Here is a 17463-nt window from a genome sequence, read left to right as displayed (position 1 = left end):
GGTTTTGGGGCTAAACCCTGTCACCCCCTTTGCGTTCCGTCCCCACCGTGTCCGTTAACACAAACCTAATTCCCAACACCACGTGGGGCGGGTCCCCCACCCCCCCCCCCCCGACCCTCGGTCATTTCTGTGACTCCTTGATTGCGTTCAGCCGCGCCTCGAGGCCGTCGAGGACACGGTCGAGTGTGTAGCGATAGTGTTCTGCCCGTGTTGCTTCCGCAGCATCCGGTGGACCGGCGAACTTCCCGATCAGTGTCTCCATCGATGAACGAGGATCTGAGGGTCCGTCGTTACTCAGTCGTTCCAGCATCGCGCTGTGATCGGGTGAAGGCTGTCCGCTGGGAATGCGCCTGGCGTCGTTCATGGCGATCAGTGTGATTGTCGAGGTGAAGGCGACGGTGTAAGCCTGAGCGGCTTCTTCCCCGAACCCGGCGTCGATCAGCGATGCCAATCCGGCCTCCATGAGTTCCCGGCTGCGCTGGGTGGCAACTCCGTTCATCAGCAGCCACTGTGCCGCGCCTGGACACTCGATCAAGGCCTCTCGCATCTGCAAGAGCAGATGCGTCAGCCATTGACGCCAATCTTCTTGTGCAGATGGCACGTTCACGGCCGACACCGCACTGTCGACCACCGCAGCCGAGAGTGCGTCCCGATCTCCGACGAGTCGATAGACGACGGAGAACGACGTATCGAGTTCGCCGAGCAGCTGCCGCAGCGACCAGCCCTCGACTCCGTGCTCGCGACTGAGCCCGAACGCCACGGTCAGCACCGCGTCCGCAGTGATCCCGGTGTTGTAACTCCGGCGGCGCTGTGATTTCGCGGCGGACTTCTTGTCAGGTGATGGCGCAGTCATGGTCCGACCGAGCTTAGTGGCGTCGGATCGGTGTGCGTAGTCGACGCAAGCGATTGACGGATGTACTTAGGTGAGGTTTACTTGCCAAATCCGAGCAGTGCTCGGATTTATGCGAACCCCCCGATTTTTCGAAGCTGAAGGACACCATGAAGTTGAAAACGCGACCCGGTTACCTATCGAGGCTGGGTGCTTCGCTGCTGGTCAGTGTCGTTGCCCTGACTGCGGCCGCCTGTAGCTCGAGTGAGGCGGGACCGACGACGGAACCTGCCGAGGGAACGCGTGTTGTGTCCCACGAATTCGGTGAGACGTCGGTTCCGGGCGACCTCGGGCGAATTGTTTCCCTCGACGAATACGCCGCACTCGGTCTCCTTGCCGTCGGCATCACCCCTGACGTGGTCTTCACGTCGTGGGGATCGGAGATCGGCCAGGATATCTTGGCGTCAGCGGGTACCGAGGTGGTCACGGTGCCGCCGCTCGGTGCACCCCCGATCGAGCAGGTCCTCGCCCAGGATCCCGGACTGGTCATCTTCACGTCGATGGGCGATCGGAGCTACTACGACTCCCTCGCATCGACCGTACCCACAGTGCCGGTCCCGGCCGTCACCACTCCGTGGCGTGAGAATCTTGCCTTCTTCGGACGCGCTTTTGATCGTCAGTCGGTTGCCGACAAGCTGACCGTCGCCTTGGAGGGCAAGATCGCTGACGTCTCTGCTCGGTCCGGTGGTGAAGCGAACACCGTGTCGGTGCTGATGAGCAGTTCTGGAATCCTTGCCACCACCACCGAGCAGGCGCCGCCGTCCTTGTTGTTGGCGGAGAGCGGCTTCGGGCGTCCGGAATCCCAGCGATCGAATGCCGCTGGAGGACTGCCGTATGCGCCCCTGTCCGACGAGGCGATCCCGGCGCAGGATGCTCGGATCGTGGCCGTGTTCGACGAGGGCGTGTACGAGTTCGGCAAGGTTGCCGGTGTTCCCGGGTTCTCGAGTCTTTCAGCGGTGCAGGAGAACCGAGTGGCCAAGGTCAACGGAGACATGTGGCTCGCCACTCATCCCTTCGCCACTTTCTGGATGATCGAGGACATGGATGCCATGGCTGCCGGCAATCTGACCGGCACCGGAACCGAAGCTGTTGCCGCGACGCGCTATCAGGAATTCACGGCGCTGACGGCATGAGTTCGAGTGCGTTGAGTCGGCGCCTGGCTCTGCGATGGGGAGCGGTGACGCTCGGCTCTGCGGCTGTGGGTTCTGCGGCTTTGGGTTCTGTGGCATTGAGTGCGTGCAGCCGTGGCTCGGCGAACGAATCCAGTTCTGAGATTTCACCGTTCGACGACGAAGTTCGTGCTGCCGAACAGGCGAGATTTCATAGCGGGCGCACAGTCGAACGGAATCTGACAGCTGCACCGGCTCGGGTGAGTCTGGGCGCCAGAGAGGTCGACACATGGTCGTACGGTGCGGAAGCAGTTGGCCCGGAGCTTCGAATCTCCAAGGGAGACCGGCTCAACGTTCTTTTGCAGAACGACCTTCCGACGGAGACCTCGGTGCACTGGCACGGCATTGCGATCCGCAACGACATGGACGGCGTCCCGCCGGTCACCCAGGAACGAATCCAACCAGGTGCCGAGTTCACCTACGACTTCGTGGCCCCGGATCACGGAACATATTGGTACCACTCCCATTCAGGATTGCAGGCCGATCGAGGGTTATTCGGTGCACTCGTGGTCGAGGACCCGAACGACCGGACCGGAGCCGACGAGGACGTCGTCATCGTGATCGACGACTGGCTCGACGGGCTGGGAACAACCCCGGATGCAGTGCTTCGCGCATTGTCACCGGACGTGCAGGGAGGACACCACGGGCACGGCGGAGCTCCACCGGAAGTCGATGATGCAGAGATTGATTCTGCCGCAGAACTTCTCGCCAGCGGTCACGGCAATTCCGAGGCGCTCGGTGGAATGGCAACGCACATCACGTATCCACTGCACCTGATCAACGGACGGCCTGTGGAAGATCCCTTCGTCGTCAGTGCGACGGCCGGAACTCGGCTTCGATTGCGGGTGATCAATGCCGGGGCGGAGACTCCGTACCGTTTCTCGGTCGCCGGGCACGAGATGACCGTTGTCAGTGCTGACGGGCAGGACGTTGCCTACACAGCCGGAGACGAGATTCTGATCGCACCCGCGCAGCGATACGACGTATTGGTGACGGTGCAGTCCGGCTCGTGGCCCATCGCCGCGAAGGTGGAAGGGAAGTCAGGTGGCGTCGCGTGCCTGCTTCGGACGCCGGATTCGGTAGCGGTCGTCGACCTGACTTCGCCTGCAGTGCTGTCAGGTTCCGGCGGTCGGCTCGTTCTGGAATCGGAGCTTCGCCCGTCAGGAGCGCTGGAGCAGAGGGCACCGGATCGTGCGTATTCGGTGGATCTCATTCAGGCCGGCGATCGATACCTCTGGGGAATGGCGGGCGCCGATGCAGGTCGGTTGAGAATGAAGCAGGGCGAGCGAATACGAATCGTCATGAACAACGACACCGACATGTGGCACCCGATGCACACCCATGGGCACACGTTCTCGGTTCCCTCCTACGGCGGGCTTCGCCGAGACACTGTGATCGTACTTCCGCGCACACAAATGGCGATCGACTTCGACGCCGACAATCCAGGACGGTGGATGTTTCACTGTCACAACGCGTACCACTTCGAGGCCGGGATGACTGCCGACCTCCACTACGTTCGATGAGGAGAGCAGAATGTCAGTTCGCACCGGATTGACCACATTGATCGCTGTTGCAGTGGTATTCACACTGACGTCGTGCGGCAACGATTTGACGGGATCTACCGAGCAAGCGCCGGTCGAGATCTCGGTGAAAAACCGTGCGTACACACCGAACTCCGTCACCGTGCACACAGGACAGACCGTCACGTGGATTTTCGAGGACCAGGGAATGCCGCACGATGTCGTGTTCGCCGAGTTGGGGATCAAGAGCGATCTCCAAGGAAGCGGAACCTACAGTCAGACCTTCGACAAAGCCGGAACGTTCACCTACACGTGCACACCACATCCGAACATGACCGGCACGATCATCGTCGAAGAGTGAGTGCGGCAATGAAAGTGAACGAGTCCGCAGCCCCGGAAGACTCGCCTGGACTCGTCGACCGAGACGCTTTGGGCAGGATGATCGCGCCGGTGAGAAATCAACTCCTCCTAGGGGCGGGTCTGTCGGCACTGTCGGTGCCACTGCGATTCCTGCCCTACGTTGCGGTGGTCGAGATCGCGCGGGTGCTCCTGACCGGCTCGTCGTTGAACCTGGTCTGGATGTGGGCCGCAATCGGTGCAGCGGGCACAATTCTCGGTTTTGTCGTCTACAACGCAGCACTGACCGTCTGTCACACCGCCGACGCGCATTTCAAATACTCGATCCGCTCGCGTATCGCTCGGCATCTGTCCCGAGTTCCTCTGGGGTGGTTTGCAAATGGTGGCACCGGTGAAGTGAAGCAGGCGATGACGGACGACGTGAAGCGGATGCATCTTCTCGTCGCTCACCTTCCCGCCGACGTGGTGCCCGCGATCCTGTCGCCGATAGTGGCCCTGATCTATCTGGTGGCGATGGACTGGAAGTTCAGCCTGGTCCTGGTCGGCTACATCGGAGTGTGTCTCGCTCTCGCCGCGCCGTCGATGCGCAGAGCCTATCGAACGAACGTCGACTCCTGGAATCTTGCAATGTCGACATTGACCTCTGCGACAGTAGAACTGGGCGACGGTATCGAGGTTGTCAAGACGTACGGGAGTGGGAGTCGCGCATTCGCGCGCTACTCGAGCGCTGTCGATTCGATGGTTGCGGTGTGCGTGCGATGGATGTCGGGGATGGGAAGGCCGGTGGTCGCGATGTCGATCCTCCTCTCACCGGCGGCACTCATCGTGGTCATCACGGCGACGGGAACTGCAATGTTGTCCGGGGGTTGGATTACCCCGGTAGCTCTTGTTGCCTTTCTAGTCGTCGGAATCGGTGTTCCGTCGTCGGTTCTGCACATGGGAACGATGGCCAATCTCTACCGCGAAGGCCAACTGGGAGCGACTCACGTCGAGAGCATTCTCGGCGAAGAAGAGCTGGCTGAACCCCGGGAGCCGGTCTCGGCTCGCGGTACCTTGGTTGAATTCGATTGCGTCGGATTTGAATACACCACTGGACAGCGCGTCCTTGAGAACATCTCCTTCGAGATGCAACCGGGCACCGTCACCGCGATAGTCGGACCGTCCGGCTCCGGAAAGACCACGTTGGCGCGTCTACTTCCGCGGTTCTGGGACGTGACGGATGGATCTATTCGCCTCGGTGGAAGCGATTTACGAGATCAGTCCAGTCGTGAAGTCTTGAAATCGATGGCGATCGTCTTCCAGGATGTCGTGCTCTTGCGGGACACCGTGCGCGAGAACATTCGGCTCGGCAGACCAGATGCAACGGATATGGAAGTGGAGACAGCGGCGAAGCGGGCGCAAATTCATGACGTGATCGTGCGACTGCCAGACGGGTACGACACCGAGATCGGTGGTGGTTCGGGCGGTGAGCTGTCGGGTGGGGAGAAGCAACGCCTGACGATCGCCCGCGCCATCCTTCAGAACCCGCCGATCGTCATCCTGGACGAGGCGACTTCGCAGGCCGATCCCCACAGTGAATCGGCCGTTCAACGCGCACTGGGCGAGATCAGTGCAGACGGCGGCACCATGATGGTGATCGCTCATCGACTGCACACCGTCCGATACGCAGATCAGATACTCGTTCTCGACGCCGGGCGGATCGTGGAAAAAGGTACGCACGAACAGTTGTCGGCGCTCGGCGGAACCTACGCGCGGATGTGGGCGCTCCAGAACCCCCTCGTCGAAGACATATCTCCGTGAAAGGCGCTGCAATGATTCAAGACCTGGACGAAATCCTCGGGCGCGGCAATGGGATGCGATGTCAGATAGCAGGTTTCACGCTCGCTGGGATACTCGAGGGTGTCGTCTTTGCACTGATTATTCCGATCCTGAAAGCGGTGGTTCGCGGCGATTACGACGCCGCAGTGCCGTGGGTTGTCACGGCTGCTCTCGTGGCGGTGGCCTGTGGCGCCGTACGGTGGATCGCCGAGAATCGGGCGTACCGCATCGGAATCGAGGGTTTTGCCGGTGGAATCATGCATCGCCTCGGTGAGCACGTGGTGCAGGTTCCGCTCGGGTGGTTCAGCAAGGCAAACCGTGGAGCGTTCACTCGCCTGGTCACCGAGGGCACGGCTATCTTGATGAGCATCCCGGGAATGATCATCGCGCAACTCGTCACCGTCACGGTGACTCCAGCGACAGTGGCGATCGCTGTCTTGTTTGTGGACTGGCGACTGTCTCTCGCGATGGTCGTCTTCGTTCCACTGGGGATTCGGGCTTACCGCAACGTGCAGCGGGCGGTTGTTCCCGAATACGAGGCGATCGGCAAGAGCGAATCCGAGTTGGCATCGCGCGTCGTCGAATATGCACAGGCGCAGCAAGTTCTACGTTCGGCCGGTAAGAGTGGCGAAGGCTGGACCCGGTTGGACGAAGCTCTTGTGTCCAACCGGGACGCACACCTGCAGGAAATCGGATCGGTCGACAAGTATCTGCTGCGCTTCATGATCGTCGTTCAGGTTGCCTTTCTCACCGTCCTGGTTCTGGCGGCACTGCTGGTCACCACCGGGTCCATCGACACAGCAAGCGTGATCGTTGTTCTCGTGTTGGCCGTGAGGTTCGTGGAGCCGATGCAAATGCTCGCAGGATTCGGTGAAGGTATCTCACTGGCCCGGGTGTCGCTCGGATCTGTCCGCGAGATGATCGATGTACCGGTGCTGGCGGAGCCTGAGGTGCCGAAAGAGCCTACTTCGTATGATATTCGGTTCGATTCGGTTTCCTTCGGCTACGGCCCGGATCGCGTGATTCGTAACGTGAGCCTCGAGTTCCCGGACTGCTCGGTCACCGCTCTGGTCGGTCCTTCCGGTTCCGGAAAGACAACTCTGGTTCGGCTGATCTCCAGATTCTGGGACGTAGACGAAGGTGCGGTAACCATCGGGGGAGCCGATGTTCGCGAGATCGGAACGAGAGCATTGATGTCTCGGATATCGACTGTCTCACAGCAGGTTTACCTGTTCGACGGAACCATCCTGGAGAACGTTCGGTTGGCGAGACCGGATGCCACCGAGTCGGAGGTCCGTCAAGCAGTGGTGGATTCCAGGCTAGGCGAAGTGATCGACCGTTTGCCGAGCGGTGAGGCGACCAGGGTAGGTGAAGGCGGATCGCTGCTGTCCGGCGGTGAACGTCAGCGGGTCTCGATTGCGCGGGCATTCCTCAAGGACACTCCGATTGTTCTTCTCGACGAAGCGACTTCCGCCCTCGACGGAGAGAACGAAGTCGCCATCACCGAGGCAATTCACCGATTGGCCCGTGGTCGAACGGTGGTGATCATCGCTCATCGCCTGTCGACTATTCAGGGAGCAGATCGCATCGTCTACCTCGAAGACGGTGGGGTGGAGGAGGTCGGCTCCCACGAAGACCTGATCGCGCGAGGTGGGAAGTACTCGGATTTGTGGGCCGAGCGCAGTGGCGCGGAGGGATGGAGGATCGACCGAGCGCCTAAGCGGTGAAGAAACCGTGTGGTTTGATCGACGAATGGACGAAGCTGCTGCAGATCCAGTGAAACCGCCGCGCAAGCGCAGGTGGCCTCGTTGGGTCGCAGGCATTGCGGTGCTCGGAGCAGTTGTCTACGCGGGCTCGATCGTGTGGATTTCCGTGGCGTCGGCCGGCCATACGTCGGACGCCGCCGATGCTCCCGATGCTCGGGTAGTGATCGTGCTGGGCGCGCAGATCAAGGACGGTAAGCCGATGGCTTTCCTGAAAGGGCGGCTGGACGCAGCAGTCGAACTGGTGGAAGCGGGAAAGGCTAAAGCGGTCCTCGTCTCCGGCGACGCGAACGGCGGCTCGGGTGACGAGATCGCGGCGATGACGAACTACCTGGTGGAGCAGGGAATAGATGAGCGTCGCATCGTGGGGGATCCGTACGGCCTCGACACCTATGACACCTGCTTCCGGGCCATACATACGTATGGGGTGACCAAGGCGTTGATCGTCACTCAGGGGTATCACGTGCCCCGCGCTGTGGCGCTGTGCCGAGACGTCGGCATCGACGCAGACGGGGTGAACAGCGATTGCGGGTGCGCAACTCCGACGCTGATCAAGAACGCCGCCCGGGAGTGGGTTCTTGCCAAGCCCAAGGCAGCGCTGGACATGCTGTGGAGTCGGGACGCAAAGGTGACGTCGCCGTCGGAGGACTCGGTCCAGGTGGCGCTGTCGATTCCCTGACGCGGGGTGAGTGCGCACGGTTTCTGTCGAGCGAACACACGCTCCGGAGAGTCGGAGCGTGTGTTCACTCGAGGTGAAGGGTGCTCGGTCGAGAGTCAGATCAGTGCTGCGGCGGCGAATGCTCCCAGTGCGATCAATGCCGCGCCGGTGACGCTCTGCACGCGACGGTCCACGACGCACATGATCGAGAGGAATCCCGGCATCGAGCCACCACGCTTGGTGTGCACGATTGCCGCGAGGCTGGGCATGCAGCGGCCAAGGGATACGACCGTGAACAGCGCCGCCCCGAGAGCCGGTGAACCCGAAGCCATGACGCCGAGTGCCAAGAGGTAGTACGCACTCGAGCGGATGAAGATCAGAAATCCCGGACCGATGATCGCGCCGAAGATCAGCGAGACCTTCCAGGGCGCCATCGTGCGGCGCAGATGGCGCGGAAGCTGTTGGCGCCGCATCGGAGTCGGCATGCTCACCGCACCCAACTCGTGCAGCCCGTATGCAACCGCGACGACGGCCCAGACGCCCAGCGCCCAGCCGACCGGCACGTACCCGGACATCGCCGCACCGAGAGCGCCGATCAATGCCCCGGTGACGGCTCCCGTCGTGACCGAACCCAGAGCGTGCCAGCCGAGTCGGCGGACAGGAGTCGAGGATCCCTTCCGATCGACTTGCTTCGGCGCGGCAACAACTCCGGCGACGGACATTCCGCAGGTCGACCAGTTCGCGGCCAGCGACGTAACCAGTCCGGCGCCGATAACAGCTGTGGTCAAAGCTGTTGTCGCAGATGGCGTGGCCACGAGTGCGAGGCCGGCACCCGCAGCGGCGCCCGCCGCGACGAGGCTGACACGGGTCGCGGTGCCGACCGAGCCTTGAAGGGTCGGCCGGATGTCAGGGACATCGGTCTGCAGTGGGCCGTGTGAGAGAACAGTAGTCATCAGATCCTCCGAAGTGTTTGTGGTTCAGGAAAAGTGTCGAGTCGAAGTCGCAGCGAAAAGTGATGAGCCAGTGTTCACAGCACTGTGATGACTCCGATCATGTACGGGTGCACGGAGCACGAATACTCGTAGACGCCGACGCTCTCGAACGTGTGCCGGAACGTTCCGTCTCCGGTGATACCACTGTCGAACAGGCCGGGTGATTCCACATGATGCAGGAGTCCACCGTCGTCGAAGCGCCACTCGACGGTGCCGCCGTGTTCCACGGTGACGTCCATCGGGCTGAACTGAACATTGCTGATCTCGACCACCACGTCGGGGACGGGATCTTCTGTGCCGCAAGCTGGGACACACGTCGCCGCGACAGCGAGGCCGAAGCCGGCGATCCACCTCCTCACTATTGAACGATCACGGTGCCCACCATCATCGGGTGGGGCGTGCAGTGGTAGGTGAAGGTTCCGGCGTCGTCGAACGTGTACGAGAAGGTTCCCTCGGTGAGCAACTCGCTCTTCAGTTTCCCGTCGAGATCACCGTTGCCGACCACGTCGTGGGGGAGTCCGCTGTCGTCGAACTTCCATTCGACGGTCTGTCCCTTCTCGATTGCGACCGATGCCGGTGTGTACGCCATGTTCTTCACCTCGATCACGACTGCAGGTTCGTCCGACGACGCACCGGCATCACTACTGCAGGCGGTGAGGCTCAGGGCAGCGCACGCGGCCAGGAAAGCGGGAACGAGTTTCTTCATGAGGTGTTCTCTCCATTCTTCGACTTGTCAGCGGACGTAACGCAGATTTGCCGTCATGCCGGCCTCGAAGTGGTAGGCGTTGTGGCAGTGGAACATCCACTCGCCGGGATTGTCGGCGTCGAACTCGATGGCAAGCTCGGTGCCGGGTAGGACGTTGACGGTGTCGCGGCGAAGTCCGCCGTAATCCGGTACCGCAAACGTGTGGCCGTGGGTGTGCATGGGGTGCCACATCGTGGACGCGTTCTTCATCGTGATCCGGACCCGTTCGCCCTGTTTCATGACGAGCTTGCCTGCATCGGCCCCCGCCATTCCCCAGACGTACCGATCGCCGGCCTGGATCAACTCGATGCGGTAGTCGCGATCAGGCGATTTCGTCTCGAGCCGTGCGGATTCCGTGGGCCGGAGTTCGCTTTCGGTGACCAGTCGGCCGGCCAGTTCCGAGAGGTTTCCGCCGACATCCGGGTTCGCCAGCGCCAACGCGTCGGTGCTGCGTAGGACGGTCGACGCATAACCATCTCGGCCCTCGACCTTCGCCACCACCGGCCATGTTCCCGACTTCACCGTCACCAGCACGTCGTAGCGCTGCGCCATTCCGACGATGATGGTGTCGGCGGGAGTTGGTTCCACGTCGTAGCCATCGGTAGCGACAATTGTCATCTCGTGACCGGCCACAGCAAACCGGTACGGAGTTTCGGCGGCTGCGTTGATGATTCGCAGTCGCAGGGTCGAACCGGGCGCTGCAGTCACGACAGCAGGATCGTTGGGTGGCCGCCCGTTGATCAAGTGCAGTGGATACGCGATGTGTTGAGTCATCCCGCCGAGTGGTTCGGAAGAACCGTGTCCGCCGCTCACCAACTGTTGCGCGACGGACATGTCGGCTTCCGAGTGTTCCGCCGGAGTTGTTGCCCCACCGCCGTGTCCGCCGTGCCCGCCCGAAATTGCCGGGTTCAGGGCCATCAGGACGGAATCCGGTGTGGTACCCAATCCGTCGAGCCAGTCGTCGAGCACTAGGACGGCATCGATGTCGGCCCCGGTGATGTCGTTCGGGTTCTCGACGATCAAGGCGCCGAACAGCCCCCGATCGGCTTGTAATCCGCTGTGCGAGTGGTACCAGTACGTTCCCGGATCCGGTGCGATGAAGTTGTACTCGAAACTCGAACCGGCGCCGATGGGAGCCTGCGTGGTGGGTGCCGCGCCATCCATGTCGTTGCGGATTCGAATTCCGTGCCAATGCAGTGTTGTTTCGGCGTCGAGGCCGTTCTGGACGCTGACGTTCACCCGGTCACCGGACTTCAGGCGAAGTTCCGGAGCCACCGCAGCGCCTCCGTACGTCCACGTGTCCACGAGGCGTCCGCCAAGATCTACCGTCGAGAATCCGGCGGCAAGGGCAAACGCAGCGGTGGTCCCGTTCCAGGCTCGCGCCGATTCTGCGGCGGCAACTTCCGGGTCGGTGGGCAGGATGTAGTCGAGATCGGTCGTCGGCGTCGGAGATGCTGCAGTGGAACTGCATCCGGCAATCGTCCCCATTGCGCCGAGCCCGAGTGCTCCGGCGCCGAGTGCTCCCAAACTCAGGAATCGGCGCCGGCCCATCACCACGCCGGATCCGGGACGACTCATCGGAGTACTTCTGGTGTGATCAACCCGCTGACATCCCCGACGTTGCCCGAGACATCGACGGAACTGACCTGCTCGCCGGTGCTCGCGTTGTAACCCACGATCTTCTGCGGAGCGGAGCCTTCGACCTCAGGTCCGGTACCGAGCACGTAGAACGTGGCGCCGTCGACGGAAAAGGTCATGCTCTTGATGTCTGTCAAGCCGAGGTCTGCAAGCGTCAAGCTCTTCACCGGGGCGAAGGTTGTTGCGTCGGACAAGTCGATCTTGACCAGTGAGCCTCCCCGAGCAGAGTCCGGATGAATAGCCGTGTCCGTGTACGCGATTGCGAGCCGGGTTGCGTCGGCGTTGATGACGTTCTCCGAGAATCGACCGGAGTCCTGCCCGGCGTTTCCGATCGGCTTGACACCTTCCTGAGGCAGTCCGTTGGAGAAGTCGAAGACGTACACATCGCCGTTCTCACTGACCAGCAAGGCTTTTTGTGCTTCCGAGGCCCACGTGACCTTACGGGTGGAGACAAAATCCTCGGGTAGGACCTTGCTTCGGGCGGTTTCCTTCGGAACACCGTCGTCACCGATCGTGACGTGCAGCAGTTCCCGGGTGTCCTCGCAGACGCTGTACAGCTCGTGATCGACCATCCACGTGAACGGACCGCAGCCGACTATCTGGAGTGCACCGGTCGCTTCCTTCTTCTCGAGGTCGACCACTCTGATGCCGTACAAACCGTCGTCCCACGTGACGAAGAACTTGCCGTCGGACGTCACGGCGTTCGAGCCGGGACGGGAATGTACGCGTGCGACGTCCGGAAGCATGACCTCGGCTGGTTCCAGCAGGTTTCCGGAGTAGGTGCTGACCGTGAAATCTGCCGCGCCGCGGGAACCTCGGGGCCGCCACACCTCGGCAGCGAGCACCGCAGGATCCTCGGCGGAATCCCCGACGAATCCGTGAATGACCGGATCCCAGATACCAGGGCCGACGGTGATCCGGCTCTCGGCCACACCGGTTTTCGGATCGATGACGTTGACGCTGAGCTCGAGTTGGCCGAATCCACCTTCGACGCCCAGCAAGCGGTCAGCTGCGATCGGGGTGATCGAACCGACGTGCAACGGCTCGGGAATGGTGTCGCCGATTTCCTGGTCGTCGTGACCGAGGGAGATTCCTTCACCTGGAGCAGTGAACGGAACTGTCGGATAGGTGACATCACCTGCGCTGGAGGGTTCGTCGTTGTCAGACGAACTGCAGCCGGCCAGCGCGAGTACGACGGTGAGTGGGATGACGGCAACGGCGGGTCGCGCCAGTTTTCGGGTTCGCGGACTGCTCATGATCCGGCACCGACCTTGGGGCGCTCGGCCGGTCGAGTCTGGCAGTCCTCACCGATGATGGGCGCCATCGTGCAGGTGTATGCCTGGGACTCGTCGGAGACACACCAGATGATTTCCTGGTCGTAGCTTCCGGAGACCGGGTTGTACATCACGGCCTGCATGTCCGGTTCGCCGCAGAATGCGTTGGAACACGAAGGTGCACCACAGCAGTCGTAGTAGGCGATCAGATAGGTCTTGCCGGTATCAGGGTTGGTGCAGCATCCGACCCAGAACTCTGCGCCGGGCTTGCTGCCGGGGGCGCAGGTGGTGACACCGCCGCCGTTGCATGCGGCACAGGACGTTCCGTCCATGTTGCACCAGCGCCAGTACTCGCACTCGGCCGGATCTTTACCGTCGTAGACAGGGACAAGAGGTTCGGGGCCAGGTGCCGGCGCAGGAACCTCGGGCTCTTGGGCGAAGGCACTACGTGTCACGGGAAGTGTGCTGATCAGTGCCACTCCTGACACACCCATGGTCCACTTGCCGATCCGACTGATCATCGAGCGCCGCGAAACTCGTTCGGAGAGTTTACGTCCGGTTCGGCTGGTGAGCGAACCGCCCTGGCCCGCCATCCATTCGGCCTGGGCCTGAACTGTCGCCTCGTCGACGGGATATCGATTCTCCGTCATGTTGTGCTGCGGGAATTCATTGTCGTCCAACGATTTTCTCCTGATTCGTGAAGAGGATCGAACTGTGCAGGAAGATCAGGCCGCGCTGCCGGATTTCGCCTGGGCATGAAGGTGCTGGAGTGAGGGGGTGCCGGATTCGAGCGCATTGAGCAGGCTTTCCACCTGAGCCATGTGATTGCACAGGCCCTTTCCTCGGATCTTGCCGTGCTCGTCGAGAATCACGCCGTACGGAGTGGTGCCCACCTGGTATGCGATACCGACGTCTCGAGCGTCGATGTAACTGAGCTCGGAACCGATCCCGCTGCCGGCCAGGAACTCGCGATGCTCTTCGGGTGTTCCGTCGGAGATGATGATCACGTCGAGATCCGATTCGGCTCGGGCCATTGCCCTTACGCCGGGAAGAAGGCTCTTGCACGTCGAGCAACTCGGTGCTGTGAACAGCAGGAGTTGAGGTTTGTCGCGGTGACCACCGACTCCGACGATCCGTCCTTCCTGATCGATGAGACCGGCAAACGATGGGCCGGCCTGTTCGACCTTGGGCCCGGTATCCATCATCCGGGCACCGAGAGGTCCGAGACGTACTTGTACGCGGCCGATTTCACGAGCCAGAGCAAGAACCATCAAGAACAGTACGGCTACGGCGATCACCAGGATCACTGTCGCGACAAGGAGGAAAGTGGTCATCGTGGTAGTCCTGCCTTCGAGTTTTCAGTGGTGGGGATGTGAGTTCACGAGCCGTACCGGGACGCGGTTTCGGCGGTTCGGAGGCGAATGGAGGCACTCGACAGGTAGTCGTCGACCGGGCGTCGTCCGAGGTGGACCACCGAACGAATCTGTGCGAGAGCAACTCCCGCCAGAACGAGGAGGAATCCGAAGGTCGCCGCCACGACCTGGACGCCGATCTCAGCCTGTCCGGCGGTGACCGACAGTGCCACAGCGATCACCGCGAGTGTTCCGGCGCGAACGGCGTGGAACCATCCGATACGCGGAATCTCGCCGACTCCGAATGCAAAACATCCGCAGTCCAGATCGCGTCGCCCACGCAGGAGGTTGATCGTGAGGCCCGTGAAGAACGACGCGAACATGACGGCAGCAACCAAGGCGGCGAGGCGATGGGCCACGCCGAGAACCAGAAGGATGCCTACGACGGTTTCCGTGACGGGAAGGATGCGAGCGATAGGTACTTCGAGTCGCACCGGCAACACTTTGTATCCGCGCACCGAACGAAGGACCCCGTCGTGGTCGTTCAGCTTGGGAATGCCGGCGAGCAGGAGAACAAATCCGATGATCGCCGAAGTGGTGGCGCTGACCAAGTCCATGCTTCCTCCGTTCCTCTCGGGTAGTGCCGGTGGTGTGTGGGACACATCCTGTACGGGCGATGCTGCGAACCCGCGTCGACCGCGCTACGCCTGGACGAGGTGCAACTGAGAGAGCAGTTGTCGTGTGAGAATCGGAGAACTTGCAGGTCAAGGTGCTGCCGGAGGGGACGGATACCGTCGGCCGCCCTTGATCCGGCATGACGCTGGGTGGGAAACAGAGTCGGATTCTCACTTGAAAGTTCTGTGCGCGCCATCGTGGAAACTGCGCGGAAACATAAGCGGACTAACTTGACCGAATTCTGACAATTCGCTCGTAGGTTCGGGCCTGGACGCGACGGACGGTGACTCATGGCCGTGAGTGCGGCACTGCGTGCGGCGATCACGCGAGCGCAGAATGCGGATCAACACAGTGAGCCCGTGTTCTCCCCGCTCCGTGGTCTCGGACGAGGACGTCTGACCCCGATCGACCTGTTGGGGCAATCACTTTCCACGATCGCTCCGGCAACGGGAATGGTGTTCATCGCCCTGTGGATGATCACCTACAGTCCCGGCTACGTCGGGTTGGCTGCGATTGCTGCGACAACTTCGGCGGTGTTTCTCGTTGCGTTCTGCATCACTCAGTTTCACGCGGAGACTGGCCGCAGCAGGATCGTTGTACAGCTTCGTCTTCCAAGGCTCCGGTATCCGGGCGACACTGACGGCGGGTGCCGCACTGGTACTCGGGTATCTCGGAATCTCGGTTTCGGTTTTCTCGCAGGCAGTTCCGAGTCTGCTCGATACCATCGCCATTGTCGGCCCCGACGTGCGAGGGCCTGCCGCGACGGTGATCACGACGGTGGCGATTGCCCTGGCCGTCGCGTGGATTGCAGTGCGAGGCGTCCGGTTCGCCACCCGAGCGATCCTGGTCGTCGAAGCGTGCTCGTTGATTCTCATCGTCGTGGTCATGCTGGCGACGCACAGTGACACGACAACTGCTGTTGCCCTGCCGAATCCGTCGCTGAGTGCAGTTCCGTTTCTCGCGATGCTGACGGTGCTCAGCATGGCGGGCTTCGAAAGCTCGGCCTTCTTCGGCCCGGAAGCGAAACGACCACTCATCAGCGTCACACGCACGGTTCTCATTTCGCCGATCATCTGCGGGGTCCTCTTCGTTTTTGCGGCCTGGGCGGCGATGACCGGCCACGGCGCAACGATCGTCGGAGCGTACTTCGAAGGAACGGCATCCGGAGCCAGCGCGGAAGTGGTTCTGGCAGTCAAGATCGGAATGACGTGTTCCTGGTTCGCATCCACTCTCGGTTGTGCGCAGGCGGGTTCGCGGTTGTTGTACTCGATGGGGATCGAACGGGTACTGCCTGCGCCGCTCGCTCGCGTACACAGACGGTTCCGCACCCCGTACGTTGCGGTACTTGCGTTCGTCGCGGTAAGTGCGGCGGGCGTATTCATCTATTCGGATACGGTTCGCGACGATTCGGGATCCTTCGACGGCGTGGTGGAGACCGCGTTGGTCTGCGCTTACACGCTGGTGGCCTTTGCTTCGTGGAAGTTCTTGCGCCGAATCGGGGAACATACTTCGCTGACCCGGATATGCACTGTGTCCGTGAGCGTCGCCGGTGCCGGTCTATTGGTCTACATCGTTCTCGACGGTGCGGTTCACGGGATGTGGGCACTGCCGATCGCTGCTCTTGCTGTTGCTGTGTCGGGGACAGTGTGGAGTTCATTGCTTCGAAGAGCCAGACCGGAAAGCCTTCTGATGGTCGGCGCTTTCGACAGCGTCGAGACGGCGGACCTGTTGCCCGGTGCGGGCACTCTGCTGATCGACGGTGACGGGCGAAGGCGACTCGTTCCGGATCGTGGGACCGCCGAGGGTGACTCGCCGGAGCATGGGCGGTGACCGCGGACCGTGCAACCGCTGGTCCACGATCAGGCAAACAGATCGGCGACGAGACCCACTTCAGTGGACAACAACCGCGTGCGGTCCAGAAGGCGCTGGGGATGCTCGAGGCGGTGGCTCATCTGGGACCTGGAACAACCGCGAAGGAGATCGCCACTTTTGCAGGCGTTCCATCGGCCACGGCGTACCGGATGCTGAATCTGCTGGTGGCGGAGGGCTTTCTCGTGCGGGTGCCGGACCTGTCAGGGTTCGCGTTGGGGCGTCGGACTGCCGAGCTCTCCCATGCGGCGTCGTCGAGTGGCCCGGCGCCGACGCTGCACGAGCGCGTCGAGGACATGCGGACACACACGAGGTTCGGATTGCACGTCGCCTCATTCGCTGGTGGGCGCTTGAGGTTCGTCGACAAGGATCCGGATCACGAGATCATCGGAATAGCGGCACTGGCCAAGAACCTTCACGCGAATGCGCTGGGGAAGGTTCTGTTGGCGCACGACGAGCGGCTGCTTTCGGGTTTGGAACTTCGCCGGGTCACGGAGTTCACCCTCGGTGATTTCGATGCGTTGTATGAGCAGTTGAGGTCTGTTCGCCTGCAGGGTTTTGCATTCGAGAACCAGGAATGTCGCCTGGGTCGATCCGCGGTCGCAGTACCGGTTCGAGATCACGCAGACCAGGTGGCCGGCGGGTTGTGTGTTCAGGGAGCGAGCGGGCGAGTGACGGACGAGGATCGAGAGTTGGTCGGTTTCCTACTCGATTGCGCGCGTCAGCTCACCGGATTGCTCTGAC

16 protein-coding genes and 1 pseudogene are annotated in these 17463 nt (G+C 61.8%); 8 read left to right on the top strand and 9 right to left on the bottom strand.

All coding sequences use genetic code 11. The annotated features are described in order from the left end of the window. Nucleotides 1-121: 121 nt before the first annotated feature. The gene (locus M1L53_RS12205) at nucleotides 122-853 is read right to left on the bottom strand and encodes a TetR/AcrR family transcriptional regulator (RefSeq protein WP_030536498.1); all 732 of its coding nucleotides are present in this window, start codon (nucleotides 851-853) and stop codon (nucleotides 122-124) included. A 284-nt stretch (nucleotides 854-1137) separates the two neighbouring features. Here M1L53_RS12205 and M1L53_RS12200 point away from each other — a divergent pair, with 284 nt between their 5' ends. From M1L53_RS12200 to M1L53_RS12175, 6 genes are read left to right on the top strand one after another with little or no spacing between them, the layout of a single operon-like run. Continuing rightward, the gene (locus M1L53_RS12200; protein WP_232319092.1) at nucleotides 1138-2022 is read left to right on the top strand and encodes an ABC transporter substrate-binding protein; all 885 of its coding nucleotides are present in this window, start codon (nucleotides 1138-1140) and stop codon (nucleotides 2020-2022) included. Continuing rightward, nucleotides 2019-3581 carry a multicopper oxidase family protein gene (locus M1L53_RS12195; RefSeq protein WP_050656041.1) on the top strand — a complete coding sequence of 521 codons (1563 nt, stop codon included), beginning with the start codon at nucleotides 2019-2021 and terminating at the stop codon, nucleotides 3579-3581. The genes M1L53_RS12200 and M1L53_RS12195 overlap by 4 nt, the downstream gene beginning before the upstream one ends. A gap of 10 nt (nucleotides 3582-3591) precedes the next feature. Next, nucleotides 3592-3939 carry a cupredoxin domain-containing protein gene (locus tag M1L53_RS12190; RefSeq protein WP_054188453.1) on the top strand — a complete coding sequence of 116 codons (348 nt, stop codon included), beginning with the start codon at nucleotides 3592-3594 and terminating at the stop codon, nucleotides 3937-3939. Next, nucleotides 3936-5735, top strand: coding sequence for an ABC transporter ATP-binding protein (locus M1L53_RS12185; protein WP_232319091.1), 1800 nt, complete (start codon nucleotides 3936-3938; stop codon nucleotides 5733-5735). Before M1L53_RS12190 ends, M1L53_RS12185 begins: the two co-directional genes overlap by 4 nt. A gap of 11 nt (nucleotides 5736-5746) precedes the next feature. Further along, on the top strand, nucleotides 5747-7480 hold the full coding sequence (locus M1L53_RS12180) for an ABC transporter ATP-binding protein (RefSeq protein ID WP_054188487.1): 1734 nt from the start codon (nucleotides 5747-5749) through the stop codon (nucleotides 7478-7480). Between the two features lie 25 nt (nucleotides 7481-7505). Beyond that, a complete protein-coding gene (locus M1L53_RS12175) occupies nucleotides 7506-8195 on the top strand; it encodes a vancomycin high temperature exclusion protein (protein ID WP_054188451.1) in 690 nt (229 codons plus the stop codon). A 95-nt stretch (nucleotides 8196-8290) separates the two neighbouring features. Here the strand turns inward: M1L53_RS12175 and M1L53_RS12170 are convergent, their stop codons facing one another. From M1L53_RS12170 to M1L53_RS12135, 8 genes are all read right to left on the bottom strand, one after another. Continuing rightward, the gene (locus tag M1L53_RS12170; protein ID WP_042447112.1) at nucleotides 8291-9127 is read right to left on the bottom strand and encodes a hypothetical protein; all 837 of its coding nucleotides are present in this window, start codon (nucleotides 9125-9127) and stop codon (nucleotides 8291-8293) included. A 74-nt stretch (nucleotides 9128-9201) separates the two neighbouring features. After that, nucleotides 9202-9525 (bottom strand): cupredoxin domain-containing protein, encoded by a 324-nt coding sequence (locus M1L53_RS12165; protein WP_080712742.1) that lies wholly within the window; start codon nucleotides 9523-9525, stop codon nucleotides 9202-9204. Beyond that, complete coding sequence (locus M1L53_RS12160; protein ID WP_042925927.1) at nucleotides 9525-9872, bottom strand: plastocyanin/azurin family copper-binding protein; 348 nt, start codon at nucleotides 9870-9872, stop codon at nucleotides 9525-9527. The genes M1L53_RS12165 and M1L53_RS12160 overlap by 1 nt, the downstream gene beginning before the upstream one ends. A 27-nt stretch (nucleotides 9873-9899) precedes the next feature. Further along, nucleotides 9900-11489 carry a multicopper oxidase family protein gene (locus M1L53_RS12155; RefSeq protein WP_047271941.1) on the bottom strand — a complete coding sequence of 530 codons (1590 nt, stop codon included), beginning with the start codon at nucleotides 11487-11489 and terminating at the stop codon, nucleotides 9900-9902. Further along, the gene (locus M1L53_RS12150) at nucleotides 11486-12805 is read right to left on the bottom strand and encodes a hypothetical protein (RefSeq protein ID WP_042925925.1); all 1320 of its coding nucleotides are present in this window, start codon (nucleotides 12803-12805) and stop codon (nucleotides 11486-11488) included. The genes M1L53_RS12155 and M1L53_RS12150 overlap by 4 nt, the downstream gene beginning before the upstream one ends. Then, nucleotides 12802-13473 (bottom strand): methylamine dehydrogenase light chain, encoded by a 672-nt coding sequence (locus M1L53_RS12145; protein ID WP_029256402.1) that lies wholly within the window; start codon nucleotides 13471-13473, stop codon nucleotides 12802-12804. Before M1L53_RS12145 ends, M1L53_RS12150 begins: the two co-directional genes overlap by 4 nt. Nucleotides 13474-13548: 75 nt before the next feature. Further along, on the bottom strand, nucleotides 13549-14157 hold the full coding sequence (locus tag M1L53_RS12140) for a redoxin domain-containing protein (protein WP_021345728.1): 609 nt from the start codon (nucleotides 14155-14157) through the stop codon (nucleotides 13549-13551). A 44-nt stretch (nucleotides 14158-14201) separates the two neighbouring features. Further along, nucleotides 14202-14792 (bottom strand): MauE/DoxX family redox-associated membrane protein, encoded by a 591-nt coding sequence (locus tag M1L53_RS12135; protein WP_031330762.1) that lies wholly within the window; start codon nucleotides 14790-14792, stop codon nucleotides 14202-14204. Between the two features lie 348 nt (nucleotides 14793-15140). Between M1L53_RS12135 and M1L53_RS12130 the strand changes: the two are divergent. Together M1L53_RS12130 and M1L53_RS12125 are read left to right on the top strand one after the other, a co-directional pair. Next, a pseudogene (locus M1L53_RS12130) lies at nucleotides 15141-16680 on the top strand (APC family permease). After that, a complete protein-coding gene (locus M1L53_RS12125; protein WP_020909339.1) occupies nucleotides 16677-17462 on the top strand; it encodes an IclR family transcriptional regulator in 786 nt (261 codons plus the stop codon). The pseudogene M1L53_RS12130 and the gene M1L53_RS12125 overlap by 4 nt, the downstream one beginning before the upstream one ends. Nucleotide 17463: the final 1 nt, after the last annotated feature.

This window comes from Rhodococcus sp. T9N, assembly GCF_024436645.1.
Lineage (GTDB): Bacteria > Actinomycetota > Actinomycetes > Mycobacteriales > Mycobacteriaceae > Rhodococcus_F > Rhodococcus_F qingshengii.
The sequence above is the reverse complement of the archived record's forward strand: the minus strand, read 5'-3'. Positions and strand labels throughout refer to the sequence as shown.